We start from the raw sequence: 17,813 nt of genomic DNA, 5'->3' as shown, positions 1-17,813 counted from the left end.
TCATGCGCCTGTGTACCCGTCGCGGGACGCACGGTAACGAAGGTCACAGCTTCGGCCAACATCCTTGATCGAAATCAGGCCGCAGCGGACCCACGAGACGGCCCGGGAACGACCGGGTGTCGGCCCACCGACCGGCTCCGATACGGGAAGTCCGTTCACGATGTCAGTGCCCGCGCCTACTCTGAGCCCGTGACCCAGCAGCCTCTCACCGGTCCCGATCCCGAGCCGACCGCCGCCCCCGCCGCACCAGTGCTGTCCGCGCCCACACAACGGCAGCTGCGCGACAAGCTCGCCGAGCTGGTCGTGCGCGACCTCCTGGGCCCCACCGGGGACGAGCAGGAGGAGCTGTCGGAGGGCAACCCCCTGGATCACTACATCATCGGGCGGCTGGCACCCGGCGGTGTCCGCGAGGAGGGCGGCCCCGACCTGATGACCGTCGGCAAGGTCGTCGAGCCCGAGACGCTCGAGGAGCCGGGCATGGCCCCCGAGCAGGAGCCCGAGGCCGGCGACCCCGACCCGTCCGCGCCCTCCATGCCGAGCCTCCACCCGTCGACGCTGGGACTGACCCTGCGGGTGGCGCGCGACACCCAGGAACTGAAGGTCGACTGCTCCTGGGCGCGCTACGAGCGCGGCGAATCGGAGATCGAGGGGAACCACCGGCGGGTGTGGCGCCGGGTGCCCTGTTCGGGCACCGTCACGGTGAAGCTGGCGGAGGGCAGACTCGCCGCCCAGCCGGTGCACCCCCGGGACTTCCCCCACATCGTGGTGCGCGGCCGGGCGCGGCTGCACGAGGGTTCCTGGCTGGTCTCGCTGTTCCTGGTCAACGGGCAGGAGAACAAGTCGGGTTGTACCCATTGGATGTTCCAGGCCTCGATGACCGTGACGGGCGCTCCCGGCACCGCACCGTTCCTGCCGCGCCGGGCCGTCGAACTGCCCGGCGACGACCACGACGAGCGGCGCTCGCTCGCCATGACCTACCGCTTCCACCCCGAGTTCGCCGTCGGCCACGGCACCGGCGTGCACGCCGAGACCGACCCGGCGGATCCCCGGCGCGCCGTGCGCCTGTCCACAACGGCCACCCCGTCGTACGAGATCCCGAACACCGACGTCCCCGACCCCCGCCGTGACCCGCGCGACGCGGACCTGCCCGAACTCAGTGACCTCGTGCTGGACATGCGCGAGCTGAGCCGGCTGGAGGCGGCACCCCTGCGGGCCGCGCTGCAGCCCCTCGTCGACGGCTACCGGTCCTGGATCGAGCGGCAGCGGCGGTCCGTCGACGACCCTGCCGCCGGCCTGGACGCCTACCGGGCCGAGGCCCTGGAGAATCTTCGGCTCGCCGGTGTGGCGGCCGACCGCATCCAGGCCGGGATCGACGTGCTGCGGGACGACCCCGACGCCCTCGACTCCTTCCGGTTCGCCAACCGCGCCATGTGGCACCAGCGTGTGCACACCATCGCGGCGGGGGACCGGCGCCGTACGCCCACGCTGTCGCTGGACGAAGCGGTCCGGGCCGCGGATCTGCCGGAGAACCGCAGCTGGCGTCCCTTCCAGCTGGCGTTCCTGCTGCTCAACCTCCCGTCGCTCGCGGACCCCGCCCACCCCGAGCGGGCCGACGACCGCGGGGCGCTGGCCGACCTGCTGTGGTTCCCCACCGGTGGCGGCAAGACCGAGGCCTACCTCGGTCTGACCGCGTTCACCCTCGCCATCCGCAGGCGCAAGCCGCACCTCGGCGGGCTCGACGCCGAGCACGGCGTGGCCGTGATCATGCGGTACACGCTGCGTCTGCTCACCATCCAGCAGTTCCAGCGCGCCGCCGCACTGATCTGCGCCTGCGAGGTGATCCGCCGCGAGGAGCCCGCCCGCTGGGGCGACAACCCGTTCCGCATCGGTCTGTGGGTCGGTGGCCGCGTCACCCCCAACACCACCGAACAGGCCGCCGACTGGGTCAAGGAACGCAAGAAGGACAAGGGGTTCAGCGGCTTCGGACGCACGGGCTCACCGCACCAGCTCACCAGCTGCCCCTGGTGCGGGGCGAAGATGGAGGCGGGCCGCGACATCGCCGTGGAGCCCACCCTGCGCCGCACCTTCATCACCTGCCCCGACGCCTACGAATGCCCCTTCGGGGCCGCCGCTTTCGGGCTGCCGGCCGAGCAGCAGGGACTGCCGATCCTCGTCGTCGACGAGGAGATCTACCGCCTCCCGCCGAGCCTCGTCATCGCCACGGTCGACAAGTTCGCCCAACTGCCCTGGCGGGGCGAGACGCAGGCCCTGTTCGGTCAGGTCTCCCGCCGGTGCACGCGCCACGGGTACGTCACACCGTCAGCCGTCGACAACGACTGGGAGTCGTCCAGCCATCCGCCAAGCAACGGCCACGAGGCCGCTTCCACCGTGGACGCCCCGCGCGTGCGCCCGCCGGACCTGATCGTCCAGGACGAGCTGCATCTCATCTCCGGTCCTCTCGGCTCCCTCACCGGGCTCTACGAGACAGCCGTGGACCTGCTGTCCACCTGGGAGCCCGAACCGGGCCGCAGCGTGCGGCCGAAGGTCATCGCCTCCACGGCCACCGTGCGGCGCGCCGATCGGCAGATCCACGATCTCTTCGCCCGCCGCACGGCCGTCTTCCCGCCGTCCGGACTCGACGCCGACGACACGTTCTTCGCCCGGCGCCGCGACACCGCCGAGACCCCCGGCCGCCGCTACGTGGGCATCTGCGCCCAGGGCGTGCGTACCAAGTCCGTGGCGATCAGGGTGTTCGTCGCCCAGCTCGCCGCCGCCCAGTACCTGTACGACACCTACGGTCCGAGCGACCTGACCGACCCGTACATGACCCTCGTCGGCTACTTCAACAGTCTGCGGGATCTCGGCGGCATGCGGCGGCTCGTCGAGGACGACGTGTCGGCGAGGCTGCTGCGCGCCGACCGCCGGGGACTCGCCGCCCGCCGTATCGGAGAACCCGCCGAGCTGACCAGCCGCATGGCCTCCGAGGCCATCCCCGACATCCTGGCGAAACTCGACCTTGCGTTCGGCCGCCGGCCCAAGGGATCCCCCCGGCCCATCGACGTCCTGCTCGCCACCAACATGATCGCCGTCGGTGTCGACGTCGCCCGGCTCGGCGTCATGGTCGTCAACAACCAGCCCAAGTCGACCGCCGAGTACATCCAGGCCACCAGCCGCGTCGGCCGCCGCGCACCCGGTCTCGTCTTCACCGTCCTCAACTGGGCCCGGCCGCGCGACCTCTCGCACTACGAGACGTTCGAGTCCTTCCACGCCAGCATCTACCAGCACGTCGAGGCCCTGTCCGTCACTCCGTTCGCCGACCGTGCCGTGGACCGGGGTCTGACCGGTGTCCTCGCCTCCCTCGTCCGCAACCTCAAGCCCGACTACAACCCCAACCGGGGCGCACAGTGGGTGGACCGCCGCGGCGAGGTCGTCAGCCATGCCGTGCGCTCCCTGGAACTGCGCGCCCGGGACGTCCTGGCCGACCAGCACGTCGTCAACGAGGTGCGGACCCGGCTCGACGCCCGCCTCGACTACTGGGAGCAGAAACGCCGCGCACCCGGCGCCGTCCTCGGATACCGCGCGGCCAAACGGCAGGGCGATGTCGCCCCGCTGCTGCTGGAGCCGGACAGCGGGCCGTGGCGGCTCATGACCTGCCCCACCTCACTGCGCGAGGTGGAACCACCGATCCGGCTGATCTTCACAGGCGTGACAGGACCGGAAGCCGACGAGGAACCGCCCTACGCACCGCGTGTGCAGGACGACGACCACGCCGGCCCGGCCGACGGTGACGACGACCCCTGGGAGAGGACATGAGCAGCCCCACCACCCAAGCACTGCGCGTGGGCGAACTGCGGCCCAGCCAGCTCCTGCACACCTACGGCATCGGCGCCGTCACCGACCTGCCCAACCTCTCGACCATGGTGATGGGCCTCGACGACTGGGACCCGGCCCGTGCCCGTGCGCTGACCGAGGACCGCCTCCTGGCCGCCGTACGCCGCCGCCTCGGCGGCTCGGTGACCGCGCTGCGCACCCCGCCCCACCTGCCGGAGAATCCCGCCGACCCCTACGGCGACTGGACCAGGACCGGCGTGCCGGTCGCCCTGTTCCCCCGGTGGCTGCGCTGCTCCCGCGAGCGGTGCAACCAGCTGGCGCCCGCTTCCAGTGGCCTGTTCCAGCTGCGGCCCAACCTGTACCGGCCGGAGAAGACCAAGTACGTCCACACCAACTGCGGTGGTCCGGGCAAGGGCCAGCCGACGGCCCTGCCCGCCCGGTTCCTGGTCGCCTGCAAGGACGGGCACATGGACGACTTCCCCTGGGTCTACTTCGTCCACAAGGGCGGCGACACCTGTGACAACCCCACTCTGAGCCTGACCGAGTCGGGCACCACCGGCGAAGCCGCCAATGTCTTCGTGCGCTGCACCTGCGGCGCGGTCCGCTCCATGGCGGACGCCATCGGTCAGGCCGGGGAGAGCAACCTGCCGGCCTGCCGCGGCCACCACCCGCACCTCGGCACCTTCGCACCAGGCGGTTGCCGCGAGTTCGCACGCACGATGGTGCTGGGCGCCACCAACAGCTGGTTCGCCTCCCAATTGAAAGTGTTCAGCATTCCGCGCGCCGAAGAGCCGCTCACCCAGGCGGTCAAGGAGCACTGGAGTCTGCTTTCCCCGCTCGCTGCTGTCCCTGCGGAGGCCGCGAAGATGCTGCTGCCCACGCAGGCGTGCTGGCCCGAGCTGGAGCAGTACGGGGCGGACGCGGTGTGGAAGGCCATCACCAAGGAAGCACAGGCGGCCACGGGGGCACCTGAAGAAGAGGACGAGGAATTCGACCTCATCACGCCCGAGTGGCGGGCCTTCACTCACCCCGGCGACCATGCGTTGCCGGACTTCACCACGGTGCGGGAACGGCTGGTGCCCGACGGGACGGCCGAGTGGCTGGACAGCGTGGTCCTGGTCCACCGGCTGCGCGAAGTGTCGGCCCTCACCGGTTTCACCCGGATCGAGGCCCCCGAATGGCTGCCGGACGAGGAGCTGCGCACCCGCCCCGGAGCGCCCCTGAGCCGCAACGACCCGACCTGGGTTCCCTGTGCCGAGCTGAGGGGTGAGGGCGTGTTCCTCGCTCTCAAGGAGCAGCAGCTGGCCGAGTGGGAGCGCCGGGAAGCAGTACTCACCCGGGAGGGGATCCTCAAGGACGCACACCGGGACTGGTGCCTGGCCCGCGGTGTGGAACCGCGCTGGCCCGGGATCAGGTACGTACTCCTGCACACCCTGGCCCATGTGCTGATTCGTCAGTTCGCGCTCGAGTGCGGCTACGGCGCGTCAGGCATAGCGGAGCGCATCTACGCTCGCTCCGGCTCCGACCCCATGTCCGGCATCCTGCTCTACACCGCGGCCCCCGACAGCGAGGGCACCCTGGGCGGGCTGGTCTCGCTCGGACGCCGTGACCGCCTCGGTCCGGCCATCGCCCAGGCCCTCGAAGAGGCAAGGCTGTGCAGCTCGGACCCGATGTGCGCGGAACATGATCCACGCATCCACGCCCGGTTGCACGGGGCGGCCTGTCATGCCTGCCTGTTCGCGGCGGAGACGTCCTGTGAGCGGGGAAACCACTACCTGGACCGCGCGCTGCTGGTGGAGACACTGGCGGACGACAAGTGCGCGTTCCGGTCGTGAACCCGACGAGTGGGACCCCGGACCGGGAGAGAGCGAGCAGGCCCTCCCATCCGGCGGGTGTACCGACGGCCCGGAGCGGCACACCGCCGCACCGCCTCCCGGGGCTTCTCGCCGCTCTGTGCGAGCGATTGCCGGACGAACGCCTTGCCGCTTTCAGGCAGATCCTCGAGACGGCGGCCGGCCCGGATGACATCCTGGTCAGCCGCTTCATTGCGGGCCAGACCGCCGTCGGTCTGGCGCAGCAACTCTTGGAGATCATCCGAGCCTGGCGCACTGAGGCGCCGGGCATGACCGGGGCCGGACTGGCTCTGGCGCTTGCCACGGCCCGGGCGTCCCCACGGCCCAGACCACCGCAGGTCGTCGTCAGCGGGCCCATGAGTGCATCGGTCCCGGCGCGGCTGACCAGCGGTGTCGCCGTGGAGGTGATCCGCTCGGCGACCACGTCACTGCTCATCGCCAGCTTCGCTGCCCACGGCGCTCGCGACGTGGTGCGAGAGGTCGCGCGAGCCGTCGATCGAGGTGTGCAGGTCGATCTCCTGCTCGAAGAGTCCACGCAGGCAACTGCGGCCTTTGCCGCTCTACCCAGGGGCGTGCGCATCTGGCATCGGGCAGAGGCGGTGGGGGTGCTGCACGCGAAACTGATCGTCGCCGACCGACACACGGCCCTGCTGGGCAGCGCCAACCTGACCGACCGCGCCTTGTCCGACAACATCGAACTCGGTGTTGTACTCCGTGATCCTCACGTTGTGGAACCTCTGATCGAGCATTTCCATTGGCTGCTGACACCTGAGAACAACGTCATGCGCCGGGCATGAGCCGACGCGGCGCCTCGAACGATCCATGCCCGGGGGCGGACGCCATGACCGACCCTCTCCGGAACCCGGTGCCTGGTCAGACGGCGTACCCAAGGATCAACGCCCCCACCACCGGCGCGGCGTGGACGACCGGGAACAGGAGGAGCGAATACCAGCGGGCCCGGGCCACGGTGACGGCCGCCCCAGCGAAGTACAGCACCAGGCCGGTCCCGGCGAGCAGCCCGATCACCCGACCGGCGCTGCGTCGCGTGTGTGCCGGGGGGGGTCTGGCAGAGTACGGAAGTCGTGAACCTTCCCGAACCGCACCGGCGGCTTCTGGCCGACGTCGTCACCGTGGGTGGCCCGTACGGGCTGGTGCTCGCCGGCGGGTACGCGCTGCAGGCGCACGGTCTGGTGGCGCGGCCGCATGCGAATCTCGACTTCGCCACGGAGAGCGCCGAGCCCATGGACCGCATCGCCGCGGCGGTCGGTACGGCCCTGGAGGCGCGGGGCCGTCAGGTCCGGACGGGGACGGGCACCGCGCGCACGGCACAGCTGACGGTCACGGACCCCGCGAGCGGTGACAGCTGCGCGCTCGCCCTGCACAAAGAGGCGTTCTGGCAGCCGCCGGCCCTCACCGAGTACGGACCGGCGCTCTCCCTGGAGGACGCCGTGGGCACGAAGATCCGGGCGCTGTACGACCGGGGCGGCGCCGTGGACCTGATCGACGCGCGGGCCGCCGCGGCCCGGTTCTCGCTGCCCGACCTGGAGGAACTGGGGCGCCGCCACGCGCACGACCCGTTCGACCTGCCCACGCTCCAGTCCCGGCTGACCGGCACGGACTTCTACTCCGACCTGGATTTCCTCCGGTACGGCCTGACCGCGGAACAGGTCGGCGACCTGCGCGCCTGGGCCCAGCACTGGTCGGACGACATCGCCGAGCGCCTGCTGGAGGAGGGCGCGTCCCCCGACACGGAGCCCGATCCGGATGCCGGGGACTGAGGGGTACCCGGCACACCAAGAGTAGGGAAAGTACTGGTAAAGTCCGCTCACTTGGCGAGGGCGGAGGCCCTCGCGGGGAGGGAACCTGACGTGGGCAGACACGCCCTGGGACGGCGCGGGCTCGTCGCGGCCGTCTCCTCTTTCACGGTCGCCGCGGTGGCCGCGTCCATCGCCGTACTGCCGGGGACCGGCGGCTCGGCCGAGGCCGCACCGGTGGCGGGCACCACCGAGATCACGCTGACCGATCCCAGCTCCACGCGCCCGCGCACGGACCGGCCGCTCGCCGCCGGGCCGAGCGGCTTCCTGCACCGGCAGAGCGGTGTGCCGGGGCTGCTGTGGACGGACTACGCCGACGGCACCACGACGGTCGTGGGCACCGCGGACGGCGCCTACACCCCGGCGTACCCGTGCGCCGACCTGGGGTCGTCGCAGTGCTGGGCCGGCTGGTACGGCGCCGACGGCGACCTGGTCGCGCTGCCGTCGACCGGCTCGGAGGGCACCGTCACGCTGTGGGATCCGGCGACGCGCCAGGCGTCGTCCGTCCCGTCGGACCAGCCGTACCGGGGGCTCGCCGGGACGACCGTGGTGACCGAGCGGACGCTGCGCGACCGGGTGGACGGCGTCTGGCGCTCCCGCGCCATCTCGCCGGACTGGCTGCGGGTCGCGGCCGGCGCGACGGCCGCCGCGGACAGCCGGGGCGCGCTGATCCAGGTCGGCTGGACCGACCTGTACTACCTCGACATCGACACCGCCGTGGCGACCAAGGCCTTCGCGGGCGTGGGCGCCCGCCCGGTCGCTGTCCTCGGCGACGGCCAGTTCGGCTGGTACGACTCCGGCTCCGGTGATCTGCACCTCAAGGAGCGCACGGACCCGGGCGGCGCCGAGCAGGTGATCGACCTGCCGGCGCCCGGCGCGCAACTGGACGGCGCCCCGGCCCTCGTCGGCGACTGGCTGCTGCTGCCGTTGCACACGGGCACCGGCACCAGCGCGCTGACCGCCGTGTCCCTGAAGGACGGCTCGTCCCGGACCCTGCTGGCCACGGCCGGGGCCTACGCGGTCCCCGCGTCCGGCGGCGGCGCCCTGGTCAGCGGCGGCAGCGGCGCCGACGACTGGTGGGTGCAGCGGGTGACGCAGGGCGCGGACGGCTCCCTCGCCCTGGAGAAGAAGATCCAGGTCCCGGCGCCGGAGAACGCCAAGACCGGCATCGCGCTCAGCCGGGGCAGCCTGCGCATCGCCGAGGACGACCCGAACGGCGCCTCGGACACCACCACGGTGCGCGCCGTGTCCGTGATCGGCGGCAGCCTGACCGCGTCCGAGCCCGTGGCCGGTGACTCCGTCAGCCCCGTGTGCCCCTATCCGGGCGCCGGCTGCTCGCTGCTGTGGGGGAACGCCGGAAACGGTCCCGCGGATGTCCGCCTGGACACCTACTACGACGGTGACGAGGGCGGCAGCGGGCTGGAGAACGCGGACCGGCTGGTCTCGGGCCGGGACGGGGCCTCCGACCGCTACCTGGAGTTCCACACGGCGGGCGGCTCGATCGTCGACGTCTCGGACGACTACGCGGTGTACAACTCGGGGGGCTCCTCCCCGATGCAGTACGTCGGCGAGTTCGGGCAGGGCGAGAAGCTGAGGCGGTCGGTGCGGGCCGCCGCCCTGAACGGCTCGACCCTGTGGAGCGCCACCACCACCGCCGGCAAGCTCACCTCGTACAGCCTGGAGAGGGACCGCACCCTGGCCACCGTCACCGTGCCGGGTCTGGCCTGTGTGCCGGACGAGCTGCAGGCGGCGGGCCGCTGGGTGTACTGGGCGTGCGGCGACGGCTCGGCCGGCGTGTACGACGGCACGGCCGGCACCTCCCGCGCCGTGACCGGCGGCGATGTGCTGCTCGGCGACGGCTTCACCGTCCGCCACGACCACACGGCCGGCACCCTGCTGCTCACCGAGGCGGCCACCGGCGCCACCCGGGTGATCGCCTCCGCCGTCGCCGGCACCGGCCTCCCCGTGGACCGCCGCTTCAAGTGGACCGTGGACGAGTACACGGGCCTGGTCGCCTGGACCGACCGCTACGAGCGGATCCACGTCGCCCGTGCGGGCATCACCCCGTCCGCCGTGACCGCGTTCCGGGGCGAGGCCACGAGTCTGGTGGCCCCGGGGACGCGCTTCCGGGGCTCGTGGCTGCTGTCCCGCCCGGTGGCGTCCTGGTCGGTGACGTTCGCCTCGGTGCAGAGCGGCGCGACCGGCAGGGCGACCCGGACGATCACCGGGGGCGCGGCCACGGCGCGGGTGGCGACGGACTGGTACGGCACCACGGTCACCGACGCCCCCTTCCCCAACGGCGAGTTCACCTGGACCCTCAAGGCCACCGGCGCCGGCACCGCCACCGCGGTCACCGTGGCGACCGGCAAGGGCTTCCTGACCCGGGGCGCCGCCGTGCGGCACGACCTCGGCGGCCCGGACGGCCCCGACGGCCGGGGCGACCTGCTCACCCTGAACTCCTCCGGCGGCCTGACCTACCAGTACGGCACCGGCAGCGGCACCTTCAGCGGCAAGACCACCGGCAGCGGCTGGGCCACCAGCGTCAGGGCCGTGCCCTTCGGCGACGTGAACGGCGATCGCTGCAACGACCTGCTGGTGCGGCTGAGCAGCGGCGCCCTGCGCCTGTACAAGCCGGGCTGCGGCAGGGCGGTCACGCCGAAGACGTCGTACACCACCCTGGCGAGCAGCGGCTGGACCCAGTACGACATCCTCACCTCGCCCGGCGACCTCACCGGCGACGGCCGCGCGGACCTGATCACCCGCAAGGCCTCGACCGGCGCCGTCTACCTGTACAAGGGCACGAGCAGCGGCACGCTGTCGGGACGCGTGAAGCTGTACGACAACTGGAAGGGGTACAAGAAGATCGTGGGCGTCGGCGACCTGAACGGCGACGGCATCGGCGATCTGCTGGCCCAGGACAAGGCCAACACGCTGTACCGCTACACCGGCAAGGGCAACGGCACGTTCGCGGCCCGCGCGAAGGTGTTCAGCGACTGGGGCGCGTCCTACAACGTCGTCGTGGGCGTCGGCGACCTCACCGGTGACGGCAGGGCCGACCTCGTCTCCCGCGACTCCAGCGGCGCCGTGTACCGCAACAACGGCGACGGCAAGGGCTCCTTCGGATCCCGTACGAAGATCGCGACGGGCTGGGCCGGATACAAGTCCCTGTCCTGACGCAGCGGACTGACGCAGCGGACTGACGCAGCGGACTGACGCGGCGGACTGACGCGGCGGAAACGGAAGAAGGGCTCGGGACGTGGTCCCGAGCCCTTCTTCCGTCTGCCGGGGCCTACTTCGGCTGCGGCTTGCGGATGTTCAGGTGCAGCTCGCGCAGGCGCGTCTCGTCCAGCTCGGTCGGGGCGCCCATCATCAGGTCCTGGGCGTTGCCGTTGAGCGGGAAGGCGATCGTCTCGCGGATGTTGGGCTCGTCCGCGAGGAGCATGACGATGCGGTCCACGCCGGGGGCGATGCCGCCGTGCGGCGGGGCGCCGAAGCGGAACGCGCGGAGCATGCCCGCGAACTTCTCCTCGACGGTCTCCCGGTCGTAGCCCGCGATCTCGAAGGCCTTGAGCATGATCTCCGGCTCGTGGTTGCGGATCGCGCCCGAGGACAGCTCGACGCCGTTGCAGACGATGTCGTACTGCCAGCCGAGGATGTCCAGCGGGTCCTGGGTCTGAAGGGCCTCCAGGCCGCCCTGCGGCATCGAGAAGGGGTTGTGGGAGAAGTCGATCCCGCCGGTCTCCTCGTCCTTCTCGTACATCGGGAAGTCGACGATCCAGCAGAAGCGGAAGACGTTCTCCTCGAAGTGCCCGGCCCGGCGGGCGGCCTCGACGCGGACCGCGCCCATGATCTTGGAGACCTCGTCGAACTCGCCCGCGCCGAAGAACACGGCGTGGCCGGGAGCGAGGGAGAGGCGCTTGGTCAGCTCGGCGACGTCGTCCTCGGTGAGGAACTTGGCGATCGGGCCGGACAGCGTGCCGTCCTCGGCGACGCGGACCCAGGCCAGGCCCTTGGCTCCGAGCGAGACCGCGAAGTCGCCGAGCTGGTCGAAGAACTTGCGCGGCTGGTCCTGGACCGCCGGCACCGGCAGGGCACGCACGTGCTTGCCGGCGAACGCCTTGAACTGCGAGCCCTCGAAGACGTCGGTGATGTCCACCAGCTCCAGCTTGGCGCGCAGGTCCGGCTTGTCGGAGCCGTACTTGAGCATCGCCTCGCGGAACGGGATGCGCGGGAAGGGGGAGGTGACGTGGCGGCCGTCGCCGAACTCCTCGAACAGCTCGGTCATCAGCTTCTCGACCGGCTGGAAGACGTCCTCCTGCTCGACGAAGGACATCTCGATGTCGAGCTGGTAGAACTCACCCGGCGAGCGGTCGGCGCGGGCGTCCTCGTCGCGGAAGCAGGGCGCGATCTGGAAGTAGCGGTCGAAGCCGGAGATCATCAGCAGCTGCTTGAACTGCTGCGGCGCCTGCGGCAGCGCGTAGAACTTGCCCGGGTGCACACGGGAGGGGACCACGTAGTCGCGGGCGCCCTCGGGGGAGGTGGCGGACAGGATCGGCGTCGCCATCTCGTTGAAGCCCATCGCCGCCATCTTCTGGCGCATGGCCGAGATCACGGCCGTCCGCAGCATGATGTTGCGGTGCATGCGCTCGCGGCGCAGGTCCAGGAAGCGGTACTCCAGGCGCCGCTCCTCGTTGACCCCGTCCTCGGTGTTGATGGTGAAGGGGAGCGGGGCGGCGGCGCCGAGCACCTCCACCTCGCCGACCTCGATCTCGATCTCACCGGTGGGCAGGTCCGGGTTCACGTTCTCGGTTCCACGTGAAACAACGCGGCCGTCGACGCGGACCACCGTCTCCTTCGACAGCTTGTCCAGCGCCTCGTACGCGGCCGTGCCGGGGCGGGCGACCAGCTGCGTGATGCCGTAGTGGTCGCGCAGATCGATGAAGAGGATGCCGCCCAGGTCGCGCCGATTGTGCAGCCAGCCGCTCAGCCGGACGTCGGTGCCGACGTCAGAGGCGCGGAGCTGGCCGCAGGTGTGGGACCTGTACCGATGCATCGTCGTTCATCGTCCTTCGTGTGTGAGGTCTGCGGGGCGTGCTCTCCCCGGCCAGAACGGGCACGGGGCCCGGACCCATCAAGGGTACCGGGCACCCCAAGATCGGCTCCCCACCATTACCGCTCCGCCACCAACGGTGGCAGGCATCGGTCAGATATTCATAAAGTGGGGCAATGCGCACCACCGAGTCCCTGCCGGCCGTGGGGGACGTGCTCGCCGCCCTCGCGACCGGGATGTGGCACTGGGACACGGCCTCCGGGCTGGTCACCGTGGACGCGGAGGCGGCGCGGCTGCTCGGGCTGCCCGCGGAGCCCACCACGCTCACCGAGGCCCAGACCCGCGCCCGGCTGCACCCGGTCGACTGGAACGAGATCACCGGGGTGGTGCGGCTCGCGGTCGCCGAGAGCACGCTCGCCGAGGTGCGCATCCGGATCATGGACGATCAGGGCAGCATCCTGCGCGTCGTGCGCAGCCGCTCGAAGCCGTCGTACGACCCGGAGCGGCACGCGTACGAGCTGATCGGCACCCTGCAGGAGGTCACCGAGCCGGCCCCGGACGCGGCGGCCGGGCTCAGCACGGTCACCGGGGACTGGCGGCGCTCGCGCGAGGCGTTCCTGCTGGACGCGGGCCGGGCGCTGGCGGAGGCGCGCTCCACCGCGGAGGTGCTGCGGGTGGTGGGCGGCCTGTCGATGCCGGGGTTCTCCCCGGACGGCCTGGTGGTGTACGGGGTGGAGGGCGACCGGCTGACGCTCACCGGCCAGCACGGGCACCAGCCCGGCGCCATGAACCCCTTCTCCCACATGCCGCTCGGCACCGACTACCCGGCGGCCGAGGTCGTCCGCACGGGCCGCGCGGTGTATCTGTCCTCCCCCGAGGAGTACAAGGAGCGCTACCCGGTGACCTGGCCGCTCGCCCAGCCCTTCGGCCGCCGCTCCTGGGCGTTCATGCCGCTGACGGTGGGCGGGCGGACGATGGGCGCGTGGATGGCGGCCTTCGCCCATCCGGTGGTGTTCACCCCGGACGAGCGCGCGGTGCTCACGACGGTCGCCCGGATGCTCGCCCAGGCGCTGTCCCGGGCCGGCGCCGCCGAGTCCCAGCGGAAGCTGACCGAGGGTCTGCAGCGCTGCATGCTGCCCTCGCTCGGCCCCGAGATCCCGGGGATGCGGATCGCCGCCCGGTACATCCCGACCGGCGGCGGACTGCAGGTCGGCGGCGACTGGTACGACATGATCCCGCTGCCCTCGGGCCGCTTCGCGTTGGTCATCGGGGATGTGCAGGGCCATGACGTGCAGGCGGCCGGACTGATGGGCCAGCTGCGCATCGCCCTGCGCGCCTACGCCGCCGAGGGGCACCGCCCGGACGCGGTGCTCTCCCGCGCCTCCCGCTTCCTGCACGGCATCACGCAGGACGAGGAGATGTCCGACCCGCGCTTCGCGACCTGCCTGTACGTGGAGGTTGACCCGGTGACCGGGGTGCTGGAGATCGCCCGCGCGGGCCACCCGAACCCGGCGACCCGGATGGCCGACGGCACGGTGATGATGCGGCCGACGGCGGGCGGCCTGCCGCTGGGGGTCGACCCGGACGCGGACTATCCGACGACCCGGTTCGCCCTGGAGCCGGGCGAGACGATGATGCTGTGCACCGACGGCCTGATCGAGACCGGCGGGCACGACCTGGACAGCGGCTGGCGCCGGCTGCGCGCGATCCTCGAGGACGACCGGGGCGATCTGGAGTCGCTGGCCGACGCGCTGGTGCAGGGCGTGCACGGGCCGTCCTCGCACCACACCCCCGGGCCGCTGGCCGACCGCCGCGAGGACGACATCGCGCTGGTGCTGCTGTGCCGTCCCGGCGCGGCCGCCGCCCAGCCGCCTCCGGTGCGGCGCACGCTGCTGTCGGTGGCGCAGGACGAGCCGGAGCGGATCGCCGAGGCCCGCCAGCACCTGCGCGATCTGCTGCACGACTGGGGCTCCGCCGAGCAGGTGGACTCGGCGGTGCTGCTCGTCTCGGAGATGGTGACCAACGTCCTCGTCCACACGGACACCGACGCGATGCTGCTGGCCGAGGTCATCGGCGGGGCGGGCGGCCGCCGGCTGCGCGTCGAGGTCTTCGACACCGGCGACGACCTCCCCCACAAGCGCCGCCCCGGCGAACTCGCCTCCTTTGGCCGCGGACTGATGCTCATCGGCATCCTCGCCCACGACTGGGGGGTCGACCCCCGCGGCGAGGGCAAGAGCATCTGGTTCGAGCTGTACGAGCGGGCCGTGTCGGTGCACGGGGCCCCTGCCCGCGGTGGGCCGGACGGCTCGGGCCCCGGTAGCTGACCGGGCGGCCACGGGGTCGGGCGGGCAGCAGCCGCACGCCGCCAACGGATCACGTGCCCGGCCGGGCCGTCCCGCGTGGACGGCCCGGCCGGGTGACGTCGGCTCTAGTGCACGTCGACTAGTGCACGTCGGCTAGTGCAGGTCGGCTAGTGCACGTCGACGTAGTCGCCGGCGGCGGTGGCCGTACCGGTCGTGGTGGTGCCGGCGAAGACGTAGCGCCAGTAGCCGTCGGCCGAGGCGGTGACGTTGGCCTTGAGGTTGCCGTGGCTGTCGGTGGTGACGTTCTTGACGGTGGTGTAGGTACTGCTACCGGCCTTGCGGAACTGGAGCTTGGCCGTCTGTCCGGTGTAGCCGCGGTAGTCGTGGGTCTCCCAGTTGGCGCGGGTCAGCTTGCCGGTGACGGTGATGGTCCGGCCCTTGGTGACCGGCTCCGGCGAGGCGTTGACCGTGAGCTTGGCGTACCGCTTGACGTACGCCTTGGTGTAGTGGCTGATCGAGGAGCCGCCGTCGGCCTTGTCGAAGGCGAAGACGGACACGTTCCAGGCGCCCGCGTACGCGTTCTTCGTCAGGTCGTGCGGGTTCACGGTGATGGTCTCGCCGCACGTCGTGGTGGTGGCGTCGACGGCCGCGCAGGTGTGCTTGTTGCCCGCCGGTGCCAGGCTCACGAGGTCCGGGTCGTCCTCGCCGCTGCCGTGCACGACCGTGAAGGCCGCTATCTGTATGCCGTCCGGGTCGGTGGCGGTCACCGACCCGGTGAAGGTCACCGTGTTCGTCGTGCCGACGACGATGGGCTTGCCGCCGTTGACGGTGACGTCGGTGATGGTGACGCCGCCGTCCCAGATCTCGTCGGCCTGTGCCGAGGGCACAACGAGGGCGGTGAGTGCCAGCGCGCCGGACAGTGCGGCGCCGATGGCGAGAGTACGCATGCAGTCCCCAAAGAAGGTGAGGCCCGCCCACCGGGGCGCGTGCCGCGGCCCCGGCCCCCCGGCGGGCGCCCGAGTGGTGGACGCAGTGTAGGGATCACGCCGTACGGCGCCAAGCCCCGCCCGGGCAACCGGACGGGGCGTGACCTGCAGGGACGGGGACTCAGCCGGCCTGCGGGCCGCTCCCGGTCATGCCGTGCACGGCCGGGATCGTCCCCAGGCGGCCCTTCTGGAAGTCCTCGAAGGCCTGCATCAGCTCTTCCTTGCTGTTCATGACGAACGGTCCGTAGTGGGCCATGGGCTCACGGATGGGCTGTCCGCCGAGCAGCACGACCTCCAGGTCCGGGGTGTGCGAGTCCTGCTTCTCGTCCGCCCGCACGGTCAGCGAGGAGCCGGCCCCGAAGACGGCGGTCTGCCCGAGGTGGACCGGCCGGCGCTCGGTGCCGACGCTGCCGCGGCCCGCGAGGACGTAGGCCAGGCCGTTGAAGTCCTCGCGCCAGGGCAGGGTGACCTCCGCACCCGGGGCGAGCGTCGCGTGGATCATCGTGATCGGCGTGTGCGTGATGCCGGGACCCCGGTGGCCGTCCAGCTCACCGGCGATGACGCGCAGCAGCGCGCCGCCGTCGGCCGAGGTGAGCAGCTGGACGTTGCCGCCGCGGATGTCCTGGTAGCGCGGGGCCATCATCTTGTCCTTGGCGGGGAGGTTCACCCACAGCTGCAGGCCGTGGAAGAGACCGCCGGACACGACGAGGGACTCCGGCGGCGCCTCGATGTGCAGCAGGCCGGAGCCCGCCGTCATCCACTGGGTGTCGCCGTTGGTGATGGTGCCGCCACCGCCCTGGCTGTCCTGGTGGTCGAAGATGCCGTCGATGATGTAGGTGACGGTCTCGAAGCCGCGGTGCGGGTGCCACGGCGTGCCCTTGGGCTCGCCCGGCGCGTACTCCACCTCGCCCATCTGATCCATCATGATGAACGGGTCGAGGTGGCGGTAGTTGATCCCCGCGAACGCCCGGCGCACCGGGAATCCCTCACCCTCGAACCCGCTCGGAGCGGTCGTGACGGCGAGCACCGGACGCGCCACGGCGTCGGCGGGTGCGGTCACGCGGGGCAGCGTCAACGGGTTCTCGACGGTCACTGCAGGCATGGTGGGACCTCCTTGGTACGCCCACTTTAGTTGAGCGTTGAACTTCTTGCCAGCCAGAACAGAGAAAGCCCGGAGGGAATTCCCTCCGGGCTCGGCCACACGGCACGGCTCAGCCGCCCCCGTACATGCGGCGCATCGCAAAATCGACCATCTGCTCGACAGCCTTGGCGTCGAACACCATCCGGTGCTCGCCCTCCATGTCCAGGACGAAGCCGTAGCCGGTCGGCAGCAGATCGATCACCTCGGCGCCCGTGATGACGAAGTACTTGGACTCCTTGCCCGCGTACCGGCGCAGCTCCTTGAGCGAGGTGAACATCGGGATCACCGGCTGCTGCGTGTTGTGCAGGGCGAGGAAGCCGGGGGTGTCGCCGCGCGGGCAGTACACCTTCGACGTGGCGAAGATCTGCTGGAAGTCCTCGGCGGCCATCTGCCCGGTGGTGAAGGCGCGCACCGCGTCCGCGAGCGAGGGCGGGGACGGCTCCGGATAGAGCGGCGGCTGCTGGCCGTACCCGCCGACACCGCCCGGCATCTGCTGCTGCGGCGGGCCGTACTGCTGCTGAGCGCCCACGTTCTGGTCGTAGCCGTACATGCGCGCAAGCGTACCGAGGAGTGGGGGCGCAGTGACGGGCGGAGAGACGATGCGCCAGGCATCGGCCGGCGATGGCCGGATGTGGTGCCCGGCGCACGGCTGACCGGCGCGGGCCGTCCGGGTGCGGGAGGCACCCGGCGTGCGGGCCGGCCGCCCGGCCGACGGCACGCCCCGGCGATCGCTCGGCCGTCGCAGCCGACGCGGCCGACCGGGTGGTCCGCGGCGTCCGGATCCCCGGCGGGCGGGACCGCGGCGACCCGGCAGGCCGGGTGACTCCGGGGACCG

Annotated in this window: 11 protein-coding genes; 6 read left to right on the top strand and 5 right to left on the bottom strand. The window is 71.7% G+C overall.

Annotated elements, in window-relative coordinates; translation table 11 throughout:
- Window positions 1-189 precede the first annotated feature (189 nt).
- The 3 genes from drmA (at window position 190) to drmC (ending at window position 6,481) form a co-directional block, all read left to right on the top strand.
- A complete protein-coding gene (drmA, locus tag ACLU3S_RS02710; RefSeq protein ID WP_413950059.1) occupies window positions 190-3,813 on the top strand; it encodes a DISARM system helicase DrmA in 3,624 nt (1,207 codons plus the stop codon).
- Complete coding sequence (drmB, locus tag ACLU3S_RS02705) at window positions 3,810-5,666, top strand: DrmB family protein (protein WP_413950058.1); 1,857 nt, start codon at window positions 3,810-3,812, stop codon at window positions 5,664-5,666. Before drmA ends, drmB begins: the two co-directional genes overlap by 4 nt.
- Window positions 5,667-5,794: 128 nt before the next feature.
- Window positions 5,795-6,481 carry a DISARM system phospholipase D-like protein DrmC gene (gene drmC, locus ACLU3S_RS02700; RefSeq protein WP_413950057.1) on the top strand — a complete coding sequence of 229 codons (687 nt, stop codon included), beginning with the start codon at window positions 5,795-5,797 and terminating at the stop codon, window positions 6,479-6,481.
- A 76-nt stretch (window positions 6,482-6,557) separates the two neighbouring features.
- Here the strand turns inward: drmC and ACLU3S_RS02695 are convergent, their stop codons facing one another.
- A complete protein-coding gene (locus ACLU3S_RS02695) occupies window positions 6,558-6,710 on the bottom strand; it encodes a hypothetical protein (protein WP_413950056.1) in 153 nt (50 codons plus the stop codon).
- Window positions 6,711-6,766: 56 nt separating this feature from the next.
- On the opposite strand from ACLU3S_RS02695, the gene ACLU3S_RS02690 reads away from it, so the two are divergent.
- Together ACLU3S_RS02690 and ACLU3S_RS02685 are read left to right on the top strand one after the other, a co-directional pair.
- Window positions 6,767-7,462 (top strand): hypothetical protein, encoded by a 696-nt coding sequence (locus ACLU3S_RS02690; protein WP_413950055.1) that lies wholly within the window; start codon window positions 6,767-6,769, stop codon window positions 7,460-7,462.
- 90 nt (window positions 7,463-7,552) lie between these two features.
- Window positions 7,553-10,672: an FG-GAP repeat domain-containing protein gene (locus ACLU3S_RS02685; protein WP_413950054.1), complete on the top strand. Its 3,120-nt coding sequence runs from the start codon at window positions 7,553-7,555 to the stop codon at window positions 10,670-10,672.
- Window positions 10,673-10,787: 115 nt separating this feature from the next.
- Here the strand turns inward: ACLU3S_RS02685 and aspS are convergent, their stop codons facing one another.
- Window positions 10,788-12,551 (bottom strand): aspartate--tRNA ligase, encoded by a 1,764-nt coding sequence (aspS, locus tag ACLU3S_RS02680; protein ID WP_413950053.1) that lies wholly within the window; start codon window positions 12,549-12,551, stop codon window positions 10,788-10,790.
- 173 nt (window positions 12,552-12,724) lie between these two features.
- Between aspS and ACLU3S_RS02675 the strand changes: the two genes are divergently transcribed.
- Window positions 12,725-14,872, top strand: a complete 2,148-nt coding sequence (locus tag ACLU3S_RS02675; protein WP_413950052.1) for a SpoIIE family protein phosphatase — start codon at window positions 12,725-12,727, stop codon at window positions 14,870-14,872.
- 146 nt (window positions 14,873-15,018) lie between these two features.
- Here ACLU3S_RS02675 and ACLU3S_RS02670 read toward each other — a convergent pair whose 3' ends face one another.
- The 3 genes from ACLU3S_RS02670 to ACLU3S_RS02660 all read right to left on the bottom strand — a co-directional run bounded on the left by ACLU3S_RS02670 (window position 15,019) and on the right by ACLU3S_RS02660 (window position 17,528).
- On the bottom strand, window positions 15,019-15,798 hold the full coding sequence (locus ACLU3S_RS02670) for a calcium-binding protein (RefSeq protein ID WP_413950051.1): 780 nt from the start codon (window positions 15,796-15,798) through the stop codon (window positions 15,019-15,021).
- A 160-nt stretch (window positions 15,799-15,958) separates the two neighbouring features.
- Window positions 15,959-16,939 carry a pirin family protein gene (locus tag ACLU3S_RS02665; RefSeq protein ID WP_413950050.1) on the bottom strand — a complete coding sequence of 327 codons (981 nt, stop codon included), beginning with the start codon at window positions 16,937-16,939 and terminating at the stop codon, window positions 15,959-15,961.
- 109 nt (window positions 16,940-17,048) lie between these two features.
- Window positions 17,049-17,528 carry an SseB family protein gene (locus ACLU3S_RS02660; protein ID WP_413950049.1) on the bottom strand — a complete coding sequence of 160 codons (480 nt, stop codon included), beginning with the start codon at window positions 17,526-17,528 and terminating at the stop codon, window positions 17,049-17,051.
- Between the last annotated feature and the right edge of the window lie 285 nt (window positions 17,529-17,813).

The organism is Streptomyces sp. AF1A, assembly GCF_047340315.1.
Lineage (GTDB): Bacteria > Actinomycetota > Actinomycetes > Streptomycetales > Streptomycetaceae > Streptomyces.
This window is presented reverse-complemented; position numbering and strand designations above follow the sequence as displayed.